The sequence below is a fragment of the Haloarcula terrestris genome, assembly GCF_031624315.1.
Taxonomy (GTDB): domain Archaea; phylum Halobacteriota; class Halobacteria; order Halobacteriales; family Haloarculaceae; genus Haloarcula; species Haloarcula terrestris.
The window spans coordinates 326,152-345,152 of record NZ_JAMQOM010000002.1 but is presented as its reverse complement, the minus strand read 5'-3'; the positions used below and the strand labels follow the sequence as shown (position 1 = coordinate 345,152).

General features: G+C 64.6%; 20 protein-coding genes and 1 tRNA gene. 8 read left to right on the top strand and 13 right to left on the bottom strand.

Features of this window, described 5'->3' with window-relative positions; translation table 11 throughout:
* Positions 1-301 precede the first annotated feature (301 nt).
* Entirely contained in the window at positions 302-1,267 is a 966-nt protein-coding gene (locus NDI54_RS05590) for a terpene synthase family protein (RefSeq protein WP_310895486.1), read from the top strand.
* Positions 1,268-1,354: 87 nt separating this feature from the next.
* On the opposite strand, the gene NDI54_RS05585 is transcribed toward NDI54_RS05590, so the two are convergent.
* Together NDI54_RS05585 and NDI54_RS05580 are read right to left on the bottom strand one after the other, a co-directional pair.
* Positions 1,355-2,863 carry a (R)-citramalate synthase gene (locus tag NDI54_RS05585; protein ID WP_310895485.1) on the bottom strand — a complete coding sequence of 503 codons (1,509 nt, stop codon included), beginning with the start codon at positions 2,861-2,863 and terminating at the stop codon, positions 1,355-1,357.
* A gap of 194 nt (positions 2,864-3,057) precedes the next feature.
* Positions 3,058-3,405 carry a DUF192 domain-containing protein gene (locus tag NDI54_RS05580; protein WP_310895484.1) on the bottom strand — a complete coding sequence of 116 codons (348 nt, stop codon included), beginning with the start codon at positions 3,403-3,405 and terminating at the stop codon, positions 3,058-3,060.
* A gap of 81 nt (positions 3,406-3,486) precedes the next feature.
* Between NDI54_RS05580 and NDI54_RS05575 the strand changes: the two genes are divergently transcribed.
* The 4 genes from NDI54_RS05575 to NDI54_RS05560 all read left to right on the top strand — a co-directional run bounded on the left by NDI54_RS05575 (position 3,487) and on the right by NDI54_RS05560 (position 7,762).
* Positions 3,487-4,035: a DUF7097 family protein gene (locus NDI54_RS05575; protein WP_310895483.1), complete on the top strand. Its 549-nt coding sequence runs from the start codon at positions 3,487-3,489 to the stop codon at positions 4,033-4,035.
* Between the two features lie 70 nt (positions 4,036-4,105).
* A complete protein-coding gene (locus NDI54_RS05570) occupies positions 4,106-5,209 on the top strand; it encodes an ATP-binding protein (protein WP_310895482.1) in 1,104 nt (367 codons plus the stop codon).
* A gap of 69 nt (positions 5,210-5,278) precedes the next feature.
* The gene (locus NDI54_RS05565; protein WP_310895481.1) at positions 5,279-5,848 is read left to right on the top strand and encodes a GMP synthase subunit A; all 570 of its coding nucleotides are present in this window, start codon (positions 5,279-5,281) and stop codon (positions 5,846-5,848) included.
* Positions 5,849-5,905: 57 nt separating this feature from the next.
* Positions 5,906-7,762, top strand: coding sequence for a DUF2070 family protein (locus NDI54_RS05560; protein ID WP_310895480.1), 1,857 nt, complete (start codon positions 5,906-5,908; stop codon positions 7,760-7,762).
* 52 nt (positions 7,763-7,814) lie between these two features.
* On the opposite strand, the gene NDI54_RS05555 is transcribed toward NDI54_RS05560, so the two are convergent.
* A tRNA-Ser gene (locus tag NDI54_RS05555) sits at positions 7,815-7,899 on the bottom strand.
* A gap of 85 nt (positions 7,900-7,984) precedes the next feature.
* Between NDI54_RS05555 and NDI54_RS05550 the strand changes: the two genes are divergently transcribed.
* Positions 7,985-8,932: an AAA family ATPase gene (locus NDI54_RS05550; RefSeq protein ID WP_310895479.1), complete on the top strand. Its 948-nt coding sequence runs from the start codon at positions 7,985-7,987 to the stop codon at positions 8,930-8,932.
* Here the strand turns inward: NDI54_RS05550 and NDI54_RS05545 are convergent.
* Both NDI54_RS05545 and NDI54_RS05540 read right to left on the bottom strand, forming a co-directional pair.
* Entirely contained in the window at positions 8,929-9,339 is a 411-nt protein-coding gene (locus NDI54_RS05545) for a GtrA family protein (protein WP_310895478.1), read from the bottom strand. The two genes, NDI54_RS05550 and NDI54_RS05545, sit on opposite strands and share 4 nt — an antisense overlap.
* A 6-nt stretch (positions 9,340-9,345) precedes the next feature.
* Positions 9,346-10,764 carry a sulfatase-like hydrolase/transferase gene (locus NDI54_RS05540; protein ID WP_310895477.1) on the bottom strand — a complete coding sequence of 473 codons (1,419 nt, stop codon included), beginning with the start codon at positions 10,762-10,764 and terminating at the stop codon, positions 9,346-9,348.
* Positions 10,765-10,979: 215 nt separating this feature from the next.
* Between NDI54_RS05540 and NDI54_RS05535 the strand changes: the two genes are divergently transcribed.
* Positions 10,980-11,507, top strand: coding sequence for a GNAT family N-acetyltransferase (locus NDI54_RS05535; RefSeq protein WP_310895476.1), 528 nt, complete (start codon positions 10,980-10,982; stop codon positions 11,505-11,507).
* Positions 11,508-11,536: 29 nt separating this feature from the next.
* Here NDI54_RS05535 and NDI54_RS05530 read toward each other — a convergent pair whose 3' ends face one another.
* From NDI54_RS05530 to NDI54_RS05520, 3 genes are read right to left on the bottom strand one after another with little or no spacing between them, the layout of a single operon-like run.
* A complete protein-coding gene (locus tag NDI54_RS05530; RefSeq protein WP_310895475.1) occupies positions 11,537-13,255 on the bottom strand; it encodes an ABC1 kinase family protein in 1,719 nt (572 codons plus the stop codon).
* 18 nt (positions 13,256-13,273) lie between these two features.
* Entirely contained in the window at positions 13,274-13,630 is a 357-nt protein-coding gene (locus tag NDI54_RS05525) for an Hsp20/alpha crystallin family protein (RefSeq protein WP_310895474.1), read from the bottom strand.
* A 47-nt stretch (positions 13,631-13,677) separates the two neighbouring features.
* On the bottom strand, positions 13,678-14,454 hold the full coding sequence (locus NDI54_RS05520; protein WP_310895473.1) for a GIDE domain-containing protein: 777 nt from the start codon (positions 14,452-14,454) through the stop codon (positions 13,678-13,680).
* 111 nt (positions 14,455-14,565) lie between these two features.
* On the opposite strand from NDI54_RS05520, the gene NDI54_RS05515 reads away from it, so the two are divergent.
* Positions 14,566-15,495 (top strand): molybdopterin-binding protein, encoded by a 930-nt coding sequence (locus NDI54_RS05515; RefSeq protein WP_310895472.1) that lies wholly within the window; start codon positions 14,566-14,568, stop codon positions 15,493-15,495.
* Here NDI54_RS05515 and NDI54_RS05510 read toward each other — a convergent pair.
* From NDI54_RS05510 to NDI54_RS05490, 5 genes are all read right to left on the bottom strand, one after another.
* Positions 15,483-16,130: an HAD family hydrolase gene (locus tag NDI54_RS05510; protein WP_310895471.1), complete on the bottom strand. Its 648-nt coding sequence runs from the start codon at positions 16,128-16,130 to the stop codon at positions 15,483-15,485. The two genes, NDI54_RS05515 and NDI54_RS05510, sit on opposite strands and share 13 nt — an antisense overlap.
* 103 nt (positions 16,131-16,233) lie before the next feature.
* Positions 16,234-16,653, bottom strand: a complete 420-nt coding sequence (gene lwrS / locus NDI54_RS05505) for an LWR-salt protein (protein WP_310895470.1) — start codon at positions 16,651-16,653, stop codon at positions 16,234-16,236.
* A gap of 10 nt (positions 16,654-16,663) precedes the next feature.
* Positions 16,664-16,942 (bottom strand): 4a-hydroxytetrahydrobiopterin dehydratase, encoded by a 279-nt coding sequence (locus NDI54_RS05500; protein ID WP_310895469.1) that lies wholly within the window; start codon positions 16,940-16,942, stop codon positions 16,664-16,666.
* A gap of 41 nt (positions 16,943-16,983) precedes the next feature.
* Positions 16,984-18,330: a glutamyl-tRNA reductase gene (gene hemA / locus NDI54_RS05495; protein ID WP_310895468.1), complete on the bottom strand. Its 1,347-nt coding sequence runs from the start codon at positions 18,328-18,330 to the stop codon at positions 16,984-16,986.
* Positions 18,327-18,974 (bottom strand): precorrin-2 dehydrogenase/sirohydrochlorin ferrochelatase family protein, encoded by a 648-nt coding sequence (locus NDI54_RS05490; protein WP_310895467.1) that lies wholly within the window; start codon positions 18,972-18,974, stop codon positions 18,327-18,329. Before NDI54_RS05490 ends, hemA begins: the two co-directional genes overlap by 4 nt.
* Between the last annotated feature and the right edge of the window lie 27 nt (positions 18,975-19,001).

Below are 19,001 nucleotides of genomic sequence, written 5' to 3'. Positions count from 1 at the left end.
CAGTAAGCCAATATTTATTCCACGGTGAGAACTGAAGAACTGGTACGTAACTCAGAATAAAACCGGTCAAAACATGCTGTTAATAAGATCTTACTAACATCCTACGCGTCAGTACCACTATAAGCGCAACTTCACCTCTCGATTGTATGGACCGCGGACACCGACCGACCGAAACCGACACGATCTCCGAGCGGATGACCGACCGACCGGAAACAGTAGAGACCGCCAAAATTCAGTTAGCCGGACATTATTCCACCGGCTGTGCCGGGATTCAGGGTGCAAGCATCGGAGGACTGAAACAATGAGCGTTGAGTCCCCCGCGGAGGCACAGGACCTCCTCGAAGAGGTTCGGACGACGACTCTCCCGGACCGTGTCGAAGAACTGGCAGACGAGTACGAGCTCGTCTGTGGCGAGCGCGACCGGTTCCTCTGGCAGTGGATCTACTCGCTGTTCCCCGAGTTCACGCTCTCGTCGGTCGACACGGACCACGCCGACCACGTCCGGACACAGAAGACGATTCTCACGATGTACGTCACGATCCTGGACGACATCGTCGAGAACGACGGAGACCGTGATACCTTCGCAGAGGCCCGGCGGCTCGTCCAGAACCCGTCGGGCGTGGACCCGAGCCGTGCGGCGGTAAGTGAGGAATACTTCTCCTTCATCCAGCGTGTCTGGCGGGAGTTCGAGAGCGGCCTGACTGACGCGCCGCGGGTCGACGAGTTCTATGACGTGTTCACCTACGATATGCGACAGACGCTGAACGCAATGGACTACAGCGCGGTCGTCAACGAGAACCCACGGATCGCGAACCTCAGCGGGGCCGAAACCTACGGGGCACACAACATGGTAATGTTCCCCTACGCGGCGGTAGACCTGATGTACTCGCCGGAATTCGACCTCGCCGACTACGGCACGGTTCGGGACCTCATCTGGGATCTCCAGGAGATGGCCCGCATCGGTAACTGGCTCACGACCTGGGAGCGGGAGGTCAAAGAAGGGGATTACACCGCGGGCATCGTCGTGCTGGCGCTCCAGGAAGGGTTCGTTACCCCCGAGGAACTGGAAAACCCCGACGGGAAGGACGAACTCATCGACAAGATCAAAGCCGAACAGTTCGAGGCGAAGTTCCGGGACCGGTGGGCCGAGATCTACCAGTCCGTCCGCGACCGCGAGTTCGACACAGAGAGCGTCGACCTCGACGCGCTGGTGCGGGGGATGGAGACGGTGTTCCAGTACCACGAAGCCAGCCGCGGCTACAAGTAACGTTAGGGGATCGACCCACGTGGTCCACGGGCAGCGCTGACATCTACTTCTACGGAATATAAATTAAAACGGGTAGCCGCTGTGTCGTCAGTCGTCGGCGACGAGCGGATCGTCGTCGTCGGCGACGAGGCGGTCCATCGCGTCGACCATCGCACGCACGGACGCCCGAGTGATATCGGAGTCGCTGGCGGAGACAACGACGTGGTCATCGCCGCGTGACATCTCGATTTCGACGGTCACGAGCGCATCCGTTCCGCCCGTAATGGCGTCGACGTGGTAGTCTTCGAGCGTCGCGTCGGCAGTGTGAGACAGCGCCGCCTCGGCGGCGTTCATTGCGGCATCGACCGGCCCGGAGCCGACTGCCGCTTCTTTGCGCTCCTCGCCGTCGACGGTGAGCCGAACACTCGCCGTCGGCGTATCCGATCCGGAGACGGCAGTCAGCCCGAGCAGTTCAACCCGGCGGTCCCGTGCGTCGCCGGTCACCTCGTCGGCGATTGTCAGCAGGTCGGCGTCCGTGACGCGCTTGCCGCGGTCGCCGATCTCCTTGACGCGGCTGACGATGGCCGAAAGCTGGTCTTCGGTGACCTCGACATCGTGCTCGTCGAGCGCGGCCTGCACGCCGGCCCGACCCGCGTGCTTGCCGAGCGCGAGCCGCCGCTCGCGCCCCACCTTCTCCGGCGGGTACGGCTCGTACATCGAATCGTCCTTGAGCGTGCCGTCGGTGTGGATCCCGGACTCGTGGGTGAAGGCGTTCTCGCCGACCACCGCCTTGTTGGGGGCCAGCGGGATCCCGGTCCGGTTGGCGATAAGCTGTGCGAGGTCGTACACCTCGGTGAGATCCATTGACTCGACGCCGTAGCCGTGATCGAGCGCGATGGCGACCTCTTCGAGGGCGACGTTGCCGGCGCGTTCGCCGATGCCGTTTATCGTCCCGTGGACGAGGTCCGCGCCCGCCGCGATAGAGACCAGGGCATTCGTCACCGCGAGCCCCAGGTCGTCGTGGGTATGGGTGCTGACCGGCCCCAGGTCCGAGAGCCGGGAGACGCATTCGAGCGCGCGGTCCGGCGTCGCGTGGCCGACGGTGTCGGCCCAGCAAATGCGGTCCGCGCCGGCCTCGACTGCGGCCCCGAGTAACTCTTCGAGATAGTCGAGGTCGGCCCGCGAGCCGTCCTCGCCGATGACCTCGACCCACAGCCCGTGGTCGGTGGCGTACTCCACCAGTTCGACTGTGGTGTCGACGTTGTCGGCTTTCGACGTGCCGACCTTCTGCTCGACGTGCTTGTCGCTTGCCGGGACGACGAGGTTGACCCCGTCAACGTCACACTCCAGTGCGAGGTCGATGTCGTTCCGGATACCGCGACAGAAGCTGGTGACCGTGCCGTCGAGGTCCAGTCCCGCGACGCGGGAAATCGTTTCGCGCTCGCCGGGACCGGTACAGGCGCTCCCGGCCTCGATAACATCGATACCCGCCGCATCGAGCGAACGGGCGATGTCGGCCTTGTCGTCCGGCGTCAGCGAGACGCCGGGGGCCTGCTCGCCGTCACGCAGCGTCGTGTCGAGAAACTGTACTTCACCGACATCTGAGAGGGCACGCATGGCTGGGTGCCCCCCAAATAGTGTGTTCTGACTCACAGAAGATGCTCCATCACGCGCCACGAATTTCGCGGCCAGCCGCCTCGTGGCGACTTCCTCTATCCTCCGTCGGGTGTTCCGACATAGTGGTGAGTACTCTAACCCTCATGGTCTAAAAGGTGACGAAACCGACCACGACGGCCCCCGACTGGTCGCCCTCAGCGTTCAAGACGGACCGTATCACCCGCTGAAACACCTGAAGCCGCGCCGCCGGGGAGTTCGACAACGGTGTCCGCGTTCGCGTAGCCGACCGACCGCCAAGGCTGTAAGGTTTTGATCTTCTGGACCTCCTCGTCAACGAGCCAGAGTACATCGAGCGGAAACCGGACAAACAGCATGTGAATGAACTGTCGGCTGGCGCGATCAAATGGGAACACGAGCGCGTAGTCGTCCGGAATCGACGACCGGAACATCAGCCCCCGGCCCTGTTCGAGTATCGACTCAGCGTACTCTACCTCCGTCGCGAGGGGGCGAGCCGCGCCGTCAGGGTCGTGGACGAGGTGCATACCACCGCGGAAGTCAGGGGTAGGGAAAAGCGTTCTGTCGAAACGGAGGGTTTGAGAGGTCACAGGCCCACACCGAGATGTATGGAGAAGGCTCCCGGGGGCACGTCCGTCGGCGTCGATGACCCGTACGACCACGTGACGCGGTGTGACTTCGTCACCGATGAGGGGAAGTGCCGCTGGGCCCGCGAACACGGCCGTCACGACCCCGAGTTCGCAAACGCCCGGAGCGCCGAGGACTTCCGCTGTCCGGCGGCAATCGCGCCGGAAGACGCGGACGCAGACGCGTCGCCGGAGTGGGACTGGGCCGACTGTCCGCATTTCCGCTCCCGGAACCACGACCGGGAGTGCGTTCGCTGCGGACTCGAAGAGCGGCGGATGGCCCACTCCGAGGAACGACCGCTACTGGAGGAACACCACCTCTCGTACCGCGAGGGCGGCGACGAGCTGTCACACGAGATCACGGTGTTTCTCTGTCGATGGTGTCACGCGAAGATCCACCAGTCGTGGGCGAGACTCGACGACGACGCGAACCCGGACCCCGAGGCCATCGCTCAACGCGAACAGCGCCGCTCCAGAGAGCAGTCTGAACTCGGCTTCGAGTCAGCCGCCGACCGATACGACGATTCGTAACCATCTCTACTATCAAATTTGAGAATCAATGGTCGGTCGATAAGTAGGCTCACAGTAATCAATTATTATAGTGACCTCTCCGGCGATCACGAAACAGTCGTTGGGGACGGGATATGTCGTCGCAACCGGCGTCGTGCTTTCCGTGGCGTTGCTTGCGCACGGTCTGTCTATCGTCCAGCCGTCCCCGATTGATGTGGTCATCCTCAGCGTCGGGTTGACACCGGCGTTAGCCCTGGTAGCGGCGAACTACTGGATCCCGATAAGCGGGCTCTCGGGTGACCAGATCTGGACCGCCGCGGAGTGGTGCGGGTTCGGCGTCGCACTGTTTACTGTTATCAAACTCCTCGTGTTGCTGGTTCCGGTCCCGCAGTCCTCAATGGTCCCGTCGATACTCGCAAGCGGGGTTGCAGTCGGCGGCTTCGGCGGCATCCTGTTCGGGTGGCTGCTTGAACTCCGGCGGTCTCGACGCCGGCTCACCCAGAGCAACGAAGTGCTGTTTCGGGTGTTGCGCCACGACCTCCGGAACGACCTCAACGTCGCGCTCGGACACATCGGCGAACTACAGCGGTCGGCTGCGGAACGGGGCGAGATGAGCCCAGAATCGAAGGCACGCGTCGAGCGCCTCAACGACAGCATCGACGATATCATCACCACGACGGAGAAAGCGAGACAGATAGAGTTCGCCTTCGACGCGGACCGACGCGCACAGCAGCCCATCGATCTCGTCCCGTACGTCAGGGACCACGTGCGGACGATCACGGAGGCGCACCCGGAGACGACCGTCGAACTCGACCTGCCGGAGCAGTCGCGGGTGTACGCCGACTGGATGCTCGACACCGTGTTACAGAACGTCATCGAGAACGCGGTCATTCACTGCGAGGAGAGCCCGACGCTGTATATCACCGTTGAGGAACACGACAGGTCGGTGTTCGTCCACGTCGGCGACAATTGCCCGTCGATTCCACAGCACGAGCGGGACGTTCTCGGCAGTGGAACTGAAACGCCGCTCAAGCACTCCAAGGGCGTCGGGCTGTGGCTGACGACGTGGATTGTCGAGAGTTACGGCGGGGCGGTACACCTCACGACGACAGACGACGGCAACACCGTGACCCTGGAGTTTCGCGGGCCGACAGTCCTCGACGAGATCCGCGAGACCCTCCGAGAGTGGCCCTGAACCCGGACGCGTGCGGGACTGTCCGGCCGCATCAGGAGATATATACGCCTTCGTAGCCTTTCGCCGATAATGACCCGAATCGACGTTATCGACAATCACGGCCAGTTCACCCACCTGGAGCAGCGCGCGCTCCGGGACATGGGCGTCGATGTCTCGCTCAGGGACAACACGACGCCGCCGGACGAGATCGACGCCGACGGTATCGTTCTCTCCGGCGGCCCGGACATGGACGACATCGGCAACTCCGCCGCGTATCTCGACCTCGACGTTCCGGTGCTGGGCATCTGTCTGGGGATGCAACTCATCGCCGCCGAGCTCGGCGGCCGGGTCGGCGGCGGCGAGTACGGCGGCTACGCCGACGTGACAGTCGAGATCCTTGACGACGAGGACCCGCTCCTCGGATCGCTGTACCCCGAGACGCGCGTGTGGGCCAGTCACGCCGACGAAGTGAAGGAGGTCCCGCCCGGATTCGAGCGAACCGCGACCTCCGATGTCTGTGGCGTCGAGGCGATGAGCAACACGGACGAGGCGATATTCGGCGTCCAGTGGCATCCGGAAGTCGCCCACACCGAAGAGGGCGAGGCAGTGTTCGAGAACTTCCTGTCCGTCTGTGACCGCCAGTCCGTCGCCCGCCAGTAAACCGCCACAGGGCGGATGTGACTGGTTTTATATTCGCTCGTGGGGTGTGATAGATAAATGACGGCGACACAGGGCAATCTCGCTAGCCTTTCGCGGTTTATATTCCGGGCGCCGACCTGGTACACGAGCCTAGCGTTCGCGCTGATCATCGCCGCAATGACGGGCATCGCTGCCTTCGATTCGCGGTTCATCCTCGACGATGCCTGGCAGGGCGTGTTCCTCATCGGCCTGCCGACATCAATCGCCAGTGCCGTGACGCCGTGGGTCGACCGGCGGTTGGGCGGCCAGCTAACCCCGAACCGGGCCACCCTGCTCGCGGTCATCTGTGAGCTCATCACGATAGCGATGCTGACCGTCGCCGGCGTTATCGCCCTCGTTACCGTTCGGCTCGGGCAGAACTTCGTCTTCGACGTGCTGCTGGTCGCGCTGGCGTCGATATTCGCCTTCCGACTGCTGATACTGATGGCCGTCTCGCGCCATTCGCTGCCGAAAGCGGCGATCCCGGCGAGTATCCAGACGGTCGCCGCCGCCGTCCTCCTGGCGATATACAGCGGGGCGACCGCGTTCATCCTCGAAGACCCGATGCTGCGGGAGTACCTCTCTCGCCCGGAAGAGGTCCCGCCGCAGGTACAGGGGTTCATCCCACAGGACTTCATCATTCTCGCGGTCATCTGTGTCATCTATGCGCTGGCGGTCTGGCTGTTTCTGGTCGTTATCGACCAGCCGTGGCGCTCCTCGCTGGGCGTCTCCGCGCTCGATTTCCTCCGGGGGTTCATCGGCCACATCGCCGAGGGCACGCGCGAACTGGAGGAGTTCTTCGAGGACATCGGCGAGCAAGCCGTCGTCCCAGTCACCGTGCTGTCGGTCCGCCGGCCGGGCGGCGAGGAGAAAGCCCGGTTCGTCCTGCCGATGATCCATCCCGGTCCGATGGGTGAAATCGGCGGCGGCAACCTCCCCAAACGCGTCGCCGAGTCCGCCGACGGCCTGGCCTTCCCGCCGCATGCGACCGCCGGCCACGACTTCAACCTCGTCACCGAGCGGGAGGTCGACACTATCCTGTCGACGGCCGAGACAGCCTACCAGAACCTTGAATACGACGACCAGGCGACGCCGGGCCATCGCGTCACCGAGGGGGAAGCCACCCTGACCGGCCAGGCCTTCGGCGACGACGCGCTCGTCGTGAACACGTACGCGCCGGGCTGTGCAGACGACGTTGAGTACGCTGTGGGCCTCTCGGCCATGTCTGAAGCGCGGGTCGACGGACTCGACGACGTGTTGCTGGTCGACGCCCACAACTGCAACGACGGGCTGGAAGGGGATGATCTCGGCCACGTCGTCCCGGGGAGCGAGCGCTCGTTCGACATGCTTCACGGGGCTGGCAAACTCGGCGGTCTGCTTACCGACGCGAAGACCGATCAGCTTCGCTGTGGGGTCGCCTGGGACAAGACCCCCTGGGAGCCCGAAGATGGCGTCGGCCCGCTAGGGATTCGGGTCTGTGTCTTCGAGGTTGACGGCCACCGGACGGCGTACGTCCTCATCGACGGCAACAACATGGAACCTGGACTCAGGGAGGAAATCATCGACGCCGTCGAGGGCGTCGACACGATGGAAGTGATGACCAGCGACACGCACATCGTCAACACCGTCGAGGCCGAGAATCAGGTGGGACAGGCCATCCCCGAGAAGGAAGTCATCGCCCTCATCGGGGACCTCGTCGACCGAGCCGTCGCCGACCTCGAACCCGTCGAGGCCGGAATGGCGAGCGAGCAGGCGACCGTGACGGTGTTTGGCAACGACCGGACCGAGACGCTGGCCTCGACCGCCAATGCCATGGTCTCGATGGGCGGCGCGCTGGCCGCGGCGTTCATCCTCGTCGTGATGACTGTCAGCGTCCTGATTTTCCTGTTGACCTGAGCGCAGCCGTCTGGAATCGGTCGCTGTCGCTCGTCGGTGACGGTGCAGAGAACGCCGAGGAGGAGATTTGAACTCCTGAGTCCGTGAGGACAGTTGCTCTCGAAGCAACCGCCTTGGCCAGGCTAGGCTACCTCGGCTCACCCGATAGTTCCGCTGTTTGCTCTTTAGGGGTTTCGATTTCGGTCTCGACATTCCTTTACCGGACCCGTAACATGACAGGCTATGGACGCTACTGAGGCAAGTGACGCGTCGAGTCAGATACTCGATGAGATCGGAAGCGCCGTCATCGCCGACCGCGGATTCTTCGAGACCGTATTGCTGGGAGTCGTCGCAAAAGGCCACGTCCTGCTCGAAGACGTTCCCGGCACAGGCAAGACGCTGACCGCCCAATCGTTCGCGACCGCCCTTGGATTGTCCTTCTCCCGCATCCAGTTCACGCCGGACCTCCTACCGGCTGATATCACGGGGACACACATCTTCAACGAGCAGTCCCGGAGCTTCGAGTTCTCCGAGGGACCGATATTTGCCAACGTCGTGCTGGCCGACGAGATCAACCGCGCGCCACCAAAGACCCAGTCCGCCCTGCTCGAAGCGATGGAAGAGGGACAGGTCACCGTCGACGGCGACACCTACGACTTGCCGTCGCCGTTTTTCGTCATCGCTACGCAGAACCCCGTCGACATGGAGGGGACCTTCGAGCTGCCGGAGGCGCAGGTCGACCGGTTCCTCGCCAAGACCTCGCTTGGCTATCCCGACGGTGAGGGCGAGGTCGAACTGCTCCGGCGGCGCGCCGGTCGGGACACGCAGAGCCCGACCGTCGAGCCGGTACTCGATGCGGCGTCGGTCGAGGACCTCCGGAGCGTCCCGGAGACGGTCACCGTCGACGACGACTTGCTGCAGTACATGGCCGACCTCGTGCGGGCGACCAGAGACGACTACCGCGTGGATGTCGGCGTCTCGCCGCGCGGGACCCAGCGGCTGTTCGAAGCGACGCGGGCGATGGCGACTATCGCCGGCCGCGACTACGTCGCCCCGGACGACATCAAGCGGGTCGCACAGCCGGTGCTGGCCCACAGACTCGTGTTGACTCCCGACGCACGCGTCGAGCAAGTCGACAAGAGAACGGTCATCCAGAGCGTGCTCGACGAGGTCCCCGTCCCGACTGTCTAACCCCAGGTCCAGCGGGCGTCCAGCGCGTACCGGTACACGCCCGTGATGACGATAGCCGCGCCGTTACCGACCAGCGGCACGACGCCACCCCAGGTGACAAAGGCGTAGAGGAGGCCTAACTGAAGCGGGATCGCCGTCCCGCGGACGAGATTTGTCTTCCCAAGCCCCAGCATGTACTCCCGCAGGGTCGAATGTTGTGACCGGTGAAACGTCCAGGCGTTGTTGAGAACGTACTGGAGCAGGATCGTACATTCGATGGCGATTGCGGCCGCAAGGATATAATTCAGACCGTTGACATCGGTGAACAACCACAGCAGCGCTTGCTGTACCGAGGCCGCGAACGCGCCGACGAGGAAAAACCGGATGAGTTGCTGTCGCCGGGCCGGTGTGACGACAGCGGACGCCATACAGTCTTACTGGTAACCGAGCGCTTTTAGTCGTGCTGTTATCTCCTCGGACGCCTCGGTGTCGCCGGTGCCGGTTCCGTCGCTGTCGAGGGCAGCGAGGTGGTCGGCGACGGCCTCCGACAGCCGGTCCAGCACCGTCGCCGGCGGGTCGGCATCTGTCGAGTCCGCACAGAGGTCCACCTGCTCCTCGGGGTCGCTCCTCCGGTCGTACAGCTCCCGTTTGCCGGACTCCATGAACTCGATGTAGGTGTAGCGCTCGTCGCGCGCGCTGAGGAGGAGCTCGCCGTCCGCGCGGCTCCGCGGAATCGGCTGGCTGGTCACGCTCTCGCCGCGAACCGCCGCGGAAACGACGGGACCGCGGTCCTCGATGGTCTCCCCGTGGACCGCCGGGGCGACGGACGCCCCGTCCCACTCGGACGCCGGCGTGAGCGACAGCAGGTCACACACCGTCGGCGCGATGGTTTCGAGGCCGACTGGCGTCTCGACCGACTGGCTCTCGCCCCCCGGTGTCGAGACGATGTAGGGCACGTCGATGAGTTCCCGGTAGAGCTTGGGATAGTGGGCGAGGTGGCCGTGTTCGAGGAACTCCTCGCCGTGGTCGCCGGCGACGACGACGGCCGTCTCGTCGCGGTGGCCTTCGGTTTCGAGCGTGTCCAGCAGCCGACCGATACTGGCGTCGACCTGCCGGACCGTCGCCTCGTACAGCGTCCGGAGCGTCTCAAGCGTCCGGTCGTCGACTTCCCAGCCCAGCCCGGTGCGGAGGTGAGAGCCAAGCATCCGCAGGACGCCGAAGTGGTTGTCCGACACCTCGCGGATGTAGCGCGGGGCCGGCACGTACGGCGTGTGCGTGTCCATGTAGTGGACCCACAGGAAGAACGGCCCGTCAGTCGTCTCCAGAAACTCGGTGGCGCGGTCTTCGAGGTCGCCCATCCGCGAGACATCAGCGAAGGGTCGCTCGTCGGAGCCGCCGCTGAGGACTGTCGCGGCGCGCCGGAACGGTGAGGTCCCCAACTGGACCCACGCCTGGATCGTCGGGTGGGCGGCCAAGTACTTACTGTAGCCGCCGCTGTCGACGAACGGTTCGAACTCGTCGAATCCGCGGTCATAGCCCCAGTGGTCCGTGAGGAAGCCGTTGGCAGCGTTGAATCCCGCCGTTTCGAGACCCGCGTCCGATACCTGTTCGGCCAGCGTCGGCGTCGACGCCAGGCCGATGTCGTCGCTCTCCGCGAACACCGGCCGTGACCCGTGGATGCTGGGGAAGGAAAACGGCGTCCAGTTCCCCTGTGCGACGGCGTTCTCGAAGACGACGCCCGAATCGGCAAGCGAGTCCATGACCGGCGAAACACTGTCATCCCCACCCAGTGCGTCCGCACGCAGCGAATCCACCGTGACCAGCACCACGTTCTCTGTCGCGGGGGCTGTCATTATCGACCCACACTCCCCCGAGACGGTAATGGTATCGACGTATCGCGTCCGCGAGCCGGGGTTTGCACCCAGCGAGTGCCACCTGATTCTCTCATACCCTCTATACTAGACACTGAATACTGAACGTTCCGGATAAATTCAGCCATGTATAACCGAAGCATACGCGTGTGTCGTAGTATTAAGCACTTTCTTCGACGATGGACAGAGCATACCCGATGACAGATCCGATCCAGTTTCGGCCCTACGACGACCGGGACGCCGACGCCGTCTGGACTCTCCACGAGTGGGCGATACGCGAAACCGGAAACGATCCCAGTGACATTCCCGGTCTGGCGGACCTGAAAAACGTCGAGGAGCGGTATCTCGCCACTGGCGGGGATTTCATCGTCGGTGTGGTTCCCGACGCCGACGATGCCCTTCCGCAGACGTTCGACGGTGGCCTGGCCGCGATGGGCGGGTTCCTCCCAAACGAAGTCGGCCACGAGGACGAGCGGACAGTTCCGGGCGCGGCTGAACTCCACCGGATGCGAGTCGCCCCGTCTCAGCAGCGGCATGGTTACGGACGAGTACTGCTGCACAAACTCGAACAGCAGGTGGCCGAACAGGGGTACGAACTGCTGCTGGCGACGACGGCACAGAGTCAGGCGGCCGCAGTCGCGTTCTACCAAGACGAGGGGTACGACGAGGTGGCACGGTCCCGACAGGGAGAATACGAACTCGTCCACTTCGAAAAGCGGCTCTGACTGCCATTCCGGGGTCGGTGGTGAGGCGTTCAGTCGCCGCTGTAGGCGTCGTCCCCGTCCTCGCCGAAGGAGGTGTTGAGCCCGCCCGGGCTCTCCCGGTCGCGTTCGCGCATACTCTGTCGCGTGAACTGCGGCTTGGCGCGGACGGCCTGTTTCGAGCGGAACGACCACCACAGCGCCAGGGACAGGCCGACGGTGCCGACGATGCCGACAGCGGTGGCCGGCAGCGACGCCTGCGTGTACAGGAACGCCGTCGAGAACAGCGTGCTCGCGAGCATCATCCCGAGGATGAGCCGCTTTGTCATCGTCGCAAGCAGGCCGTCCGAATCCTCGATATCGGCCTGGACGCGGAAGTCCTCCCGCTCGACCCGGTCGAGGACGGACTCCAGTTTCGGCGGGATTCGGACGGCTGACCGAGCGGCGTCGGACACTTCGGTCGCTCTGTCCTCGACGAAGTTCCGGACCCCCTCGGCGATGTACCCCTCCTCACGGAGGTAGTCAGTGGCGACGCCGATGAAGTCGAAGTCCTCGTCGAGGGTGACACAGACACCTTCGACGACCGTGGCGACGCGCAACACGAGCGCTAAGTTCGCCGGCAGCCGAAGCGGGAACTCGTAGATGGTGTCCTCGACCTGCTGGATGATCTGCTGGACGCGGTACTGCTCGATGTCCTCGCCACGAGCGTCGGCGATGGCCAACTCCATCACGTCGCCCATCACCTGCCGGTCGGCCTCCGGCGAGAGCGTCCCCATCTCGATGAGGGCATCGAGGATGGCGTCGATGTCTTGCTCGGCGACGGCGGCGTAGAAGTCGATGATCTTGTCCTGTACGAACGGGTCGACCCGCCCGGACATCCCGAAGTCATAGAAGACGAGCGTCCCGTCGTCCTGCACGGCGAGGTTTCCGGGATGGGGGTCGGCGTGGAACACGCCATCGTCGATAATCATCTTGAGGTACGCCCGCTGGAGCGTCTCGGCCAGTTCCGTTCGATTGATGCCGCCCGCGTCAAGGCTGTCGATGTCGTTGATCTTCGTGCCGGGGACGTACTCCATCGTGAGGACGCGCCGCGTGGAATGAGACTCCTTGACGTTGGGGATACAGATGCGGTCGTTGTCCCTGAAGTTCTCCCGGATCTCGGTGAGCATCCGACCCTCCCGCTGGTAGTCCATCTCCTCGCGGATGGTCTTCGAGAACTCGTCGGCCAGTGTCTCCAGCGAGAACGACCGGGAGTCGTCGATGAAATACATCAACAGCGGGAGCGACCAGCGGACGACACGCAGGTCTGCCTCGACGAGTGCTTCGATACCGGGGCGGCGGATCTTGACCGCGACCTTTTCGCCGTCGATCTCTGCCAGATACACCTGGCCGAGCGACGCACCGCTTATCGCCTCTGTCTGGAATTCGTCGAAGCGGTCGTCGACAGAGCCCAGTTCGTCCTCGATGACAATCCGTGCCTCGTCCCAGTCCGCGGGTGGCACGCGGTCCTGCAGCTTCGAGAACTCCTCGATGTATTCGGGTGGCAGGACATCCGGTCGAGTCGAGAGGATCTGCCCGAGTTTGATGAACGTCGGCCCGAGGGTCAGCAACGAGTCAAGCAACTGCTGTGCCCGCTCCCGGCGCTGTTCAGGCGTGACACGGCGCGATGAGCCGATCACGAAGAACCGCTTTCGGTCTCGTGCATACGCGACCAACAGGGGCAGGAAGTGGCGAGCGACGACGAGGAACCGCCAGTACGCGCGAAGATTCACCGGCTTGCCACCTCTGGGTCAGTTCCCGTCGATTGGAATTGTCGTGCTCGGTGCGGCTGTCGCCTTCGGCAGGCGGAGTTCGAGGACGCCGTTTTCTACGGTCCCCTCCCCGCCCTGCCCGGTCGTGTCCGGCGGAAGCGGGAGCTCGGCGTCGAGGAACACGGAGCGGTCCTCGCGGACGAACGTGAACTCGCCTGGGACATCTTTGCTCCGTTGTCCGTCGATACGAAGGCGGCCCCCTTCGACGGTCACGTCGATTGTGTCCGCGGTCACACCCGGCAGGTCGAGCACGAGCAGGTATTCGTCCTCGGATTCGAGCACGTCCGCGAACACGGCGTCGGGGAGGTCCCGAAGCGCTTCACGCAGGGCTGACATACGCCCGTCTAAGTGGTACGCTGTGGTAAACCCGACGGTCCCGGCTACTACAGGAAGCCGGACAGAAAGACGGCACCCCCGACGACGATAGCCAGAAGCCCGCCAACGGTTTCGGCGATAGCGCCCCGTGCGATCCGCCGGGCAGTACCTCGCTCGCTGGTGTCGGAGATGACGAACACCGGTGTCCCGTCGCCGTCCCCGACAACGGCGTCAACCAGATTGCTTCCCCACTCCGTTGCGGGGCCGCGCATCGCCTGGCCGTAGACGTACACGTCCTCGCCAACGTCCAGTCGGCGCTCGGTAAAGCGCTGTTTGTTCCCCAAACTGATCTCGGTCACGAGCAGGTTCACGGAGCCGTCCTGTGCCTCGACGGCCTCCGTTCGCTCGACGTAGTCGGCCAGTCTGTCCGGGAGTTCGGTTCCGGGGGACACCGTCACCGACTGCGGTTCGAAGCGCACGTCCGCCCCGTCGGGATTCACGCGGACGCGAGCGCCACCGTCGTCGACGACGAAGTCGACGCCGGCCTGCCCCTCGTCCAGCGTCTCCCAGCTTGAGTGTTTCCCCGACGACCGGTACTCCTCGACCTCGTAGGTGTAGGCCAGACACTCGCTGCCGGTAAACGGGGCCGTGACCGTGCCGGCCGCTTCGTCAGCGACGGCCGTTCCGGTGATTTCGACCGGTCCAGTGTGCCCGTCGAGCGAGCGCACCGGGACCGGATCGTTACGGAGGATGTGAACCACTGTCCGGAGTTCCCGGCCGCCACGAACGAGGAGGAACCCGCCGATAGCCAGGAACACGACAGCGATCAGTTGCGCGAGGACCATATGGCCACTCCAATCCGGACCGAACAAAAGGGTTCCCAGTCCACGGAGACTGGTGAGGGACGGAGCGTGACCACTCGGGGCGTTTTTGCCACCGTATCCACTAGCGGGAGTATGGCTGGCCCTTCGCCGTCGGACATGGATTCGGTCACGCTGGAGACTGCACGCAGACAGCTCGGAAGCTTCGCGGTCCCCGTCGACCGCACAGACAGGATTCCGCTTTCGGTCGCTGTCGGACGGATCCTGGCGACGGATGCGACGGCGAACAGCCCAGTCGAGGCGGCAGACATCTCGGCCGGTGACACCGTTTTCGAACAGGGCCAGCAGGTGCGGCCCGGCGACGTGGGGCTGCTGAAAGCGGCCGGTGTCTCCGAACTGCTCGTCCGCCAGCGACCCCAGATCGGGATTGTGCCGACGGGCGACGAACTGGCTCGACGAGATACCGGTGAGGACCAGCAAATCGAGACGGCGGGGTTCACGCTGGCGCAGTACGTCGACCGCTGGGGCGGAAAAGTGACCTATCGGGACCCCATCGCTGACGACGCGCCGGCGCTCCGGATGGCCGTCCAGCGCGATCTCACGCGCGACGCCATCGTTATCACCGGGACCGAGCCGGGGGATACGCTGCGCGAGGTGGTCGCGGACCTCGGCGAGGTGTTCACCGACTCCGTCGACATCGACCCGGGCCAGCGGACCGGGGTGGCCATCGTCGAGAAGCGCCCCGTCCTGCTGTTGCCGGAGTCGCCGATAGCGGCCCGCGTCGGGGCGGTACAACTCCTCCGACCGCTCCTGAAGGCGTTTGCCGATGCGCCGCTGTCGGACCACCCGCACCGATCAGCCCTACTGACCGACGGAATCGACAGCGCCGAATCCGTTCGCTCGTTCGTGCCGGTCACCATGAGCGACGGCGCAGCGACGCCACTGCCGGGTGCTGATCTGGCAACGGCGACCCGAGCCGACGGCTGGGTATCCGTGTCCGCAGACGAGACAGGCTACGACGCCGGAACGACTGTCGCCATCGAGAACTGGGACTACCTGCCCTGAGACGACGCCAGATCGAGTAATGAGGCGACTCGCCTGTCGCCCCGCACACATCGGCCCGTTTCTGCCGGTGACCGACGGCCGACGTGAACGCCGTCGAGGCCCGCGTTCCACGCCGCGCCGATATCCGAGGGGTTGTCGCCCGCGAGCACGCCGCGGTGACCGTTGTGCCCGACGTTCATCTCCCGCATCGCCAGTTCCACCGGCTTCGGGTCGGGCTTCCAGCCGATGTCGTCGTCACAGCAGACGACCGTGTCGAACCAGTCGGCGATGTCGAGGCGGTCGAGCACCGGGTCGGTGAGATACTGCTGGCAGTGGGTAACCAGCCCGATCGGGGCATCGAGGGTTGCGAGGAACTGCTCGGCGTCGTCGTAGAGGTACGTCGCCTCGGCCCGCGCGATGGGGTCTTCCTCCTCGTGGAACAGCCGCCAGAACTCCTGCTGGTCGATGCCGCGCTGTCTGAGGGTCTGTGACCGTGTCCCACCGAATCCGTACCAGAGCGCGTCCCGCTCCCGGTCCGTGAATTCGACGCCGAGGCGGTCACCGACGGCGCCCATCACTTTCCGGGGATACGCTGTCTCGATGTCGACGAGCGTCCCGTCGAGGTCAAACAGCCAGAAGTCGTAGTCGGTGGTCATGAGGGGTAGATTTATTGGCGGTTCTCAAATAAAGTCTTTCTGCGCCTACGGTCAGTTTTGCGACAGCTACGACGCCGTTAGAGACTGACTACGGCGGCCCGCGTCACTCGACATGAACCGAACTGCCGAGGTATTTGCCGAGCACCTCACGGACCGAGTCGGCGTTGAACGGGGCCAGGTCGTCGGCGATTTCGGCTTTCAGTGCATCCAGATACGACTCGTCGGTCCGAAGTTCACTGAACGAGGCCGAGACGACCGGACAACCGAGTTCGTCTTCGACGAGCCGGCGAAAGTGTGGTTCATCGGCTAGCTCGCCCCGCCAGAGGGTGTCCCTGAAAAACAGCCATCCGGCCGTCCCCGGGTCGTCAGCCGCCCGGTACAGCGTCGTCTCGACCCGGTCGGGGTCGGTCCACAGCCCGTCCGCATCCGGCTCCAGCCCGACCTCGATACGGAAGACGTACCGCGCGGTCGCGCCGTCGGGGTCAGTCGGCTGAAGCGACGTGAGGCCATCGGTCGTGTCCACGCGCACACCGTCAGTCGTGGATGCCGTTGAGCCGCTCGGCGAGGTCGATATCGTTTTGGGTGATACCGCCGGCATCGTGGGTTGTGAGTCGGACTTCGACTTCGCCCCAGGTGATGGTCATCTCCGGGTGATGCCAGGCGTCCTCCGCGAGGCCGGCCGCGGCGCTCAGAAAGCCCGACGCGTCCAGGTAGCCGTCGAACTCGAAGACACGGACGATCTCGTCGCCGTCACGGCTCCACTCGTCGGGTAGCTGGTCACTAATCTCCGTATCAGAGAGCAGGTCTGCCATACCAGAGACATCGAGCGGCGCGGGCAAAAAGGTGGGCGTGGTCAGTCGTCGGAGAGCTGGTCGAGCATCGCGTTTGGGATCTCCTCACGCATCCCGTCGGGGATGTCCTCGACGGCCATGTCCTTGGCGAAGGCCGGCATCTCGGCCTGGTCTGGGCCGCCGAAATCCGGATCGAACAGCTGAAGCGCCGTGTGGATCGTCGACCAGTCGTCGTCCTCCGCGGCGTCGCGCAGGCTCTTGGTCGGCGCGGCGAGGATCTGCGAGACGATGGCGTCGGCCATCGATTCGACGACTTCCGCCTGCTCTTCGTCGAAGTCGGCCGCCGAGAGCGCGCTGTTTATCTCTGCGGCCTTGACCTGCTCGGCGCTCTCGTACATCGTCGAGATGACCTTGTCGGCGCGCTTGCGCTTGTACTGCGTGAGCAGTCGGTCGAACTCCTCGTCGACGATCCGCTCGACCGCCTCCGCGGCTCGCTGTCGCTTGTTCCGCGTTTCGGCGGTCACCGACTCCAGTGCGTCGAGGTCGTACACCGACACCGACGGAAGGCGGTCCGCACCGGCCGGAACGTCACGCGGCTGTGCGATATCGACGATAGACACCTCGCCGGCGTCGCTGAACGTCCCGATCTCGAACACCTGATCGCCGCTCCCCGTCGCCGAGACGACGACGCGAGACTCGGCGACTGCCGCTTCGATACCGTCGAGCGCGACCGCGCTTGCATCGACATCGACCGTTTCGGCGACGTGCTCGGCGTGTGGTACCGTTCGGTTGGCGACCAGCAGGCGGTCTACCTCCTCGCTGAGCGCCTTCGCGGCGAGTTGCCCCATCTCGCCCGCCCCGACGACGAGGGCCGTTTCGCCCGAAAGCGAACACTCCTGATCGAGCAGGCGAACCGCGGCGGAAGCCAGCGAGACGACGCCTTCGTTGATTTCCGTCTCCGTGCGGGCGCGCTCGCCGACGTGGATGGCTTTCGTGACGCCATCCTCTAGCATCGGCCCGATGCCGCCGACGCCGCGGGCGGTCTCGTAGGCGGCCCGGAGCTGGCCGAGAATCTGGTCTTCGCCCAGCACAATCGATTCGAGGCCGGCCGCGACCCGCAGCAGGTGGCGGAGGCTCTCCTCGTGACCCATCTCGACGACGACATCGTCGGGCACCGCGCGGGTAAACAGTTCGAGGGCCTCGAGCCCGTCCTCGTGATCCGAAACGACGACGTACCCTTCAGTTCGGTTGCACGTCTGGAGGGCGATTGCCTCTTCGACCTCGGGGTTTGCGAGCAGCGATTCGATGGCGTGGCGCTCGCTGTCCGCCGCAGCGGTCTCTAATTGGTCGACACTCGCGCGCTCGTGGGAAATACAGACCCCGACGATTGCACCAGTATCCCCTCTCACGTTTGATCACCAGGTAACTCTCCGATCACGTCTCTAGCTACTTGCTCCCCATTGGACCTGCCACTATCTAAAGCCTTCCAAACTTCCCGTGATCTGACAACGAGCCTGACGGCGTCGCGCCGTTGGGCCGGTGGGACCCCTCGGTCGCGGAGGTCCTCCCGGAGGTCGCCCACCAGCTCCGCCATCAGTCCAGCGGTGCCGAACTCGTCCTCGAACCGCTCTCGCAGGTATTTCGACAGCGCCGGTGCGCGCCCGCCGGTGGCAATCGCCAATGTCACGGGGTCGTCCCGCACCGTCGCCGGAACGACGACGTTGCCAAAGGACTGCTCGCCGTGGTCGTCGGCGCGGTTGACGAGCGCGCCGTGGTCCGCCGCGGCCGCCTCAAAGGCGTCGTTCAGGTCTGGGTCGTCCGTCGCAACGACGACCAGCACCGGGTCGGTCCGCTCGACCCAGTCGGCGGCATCCTCTGGGGCCGGTGCGGCCCGGACCGTCTCCGCGTCCGCGAACGCTCTGTCGGCGAACTCGGGACTGAGCACGACAACGCTCGCCTCCGTGGCGAACGTTCGGGCCTTGCGCGCGCCGACCGGGCCGCCGCCGACGACCAGCACCGTCTCGCCCTCGAAGTCGTGCATGAGCGGGATCACCGGCGACCACCTCCCGCTGGGAGCCGC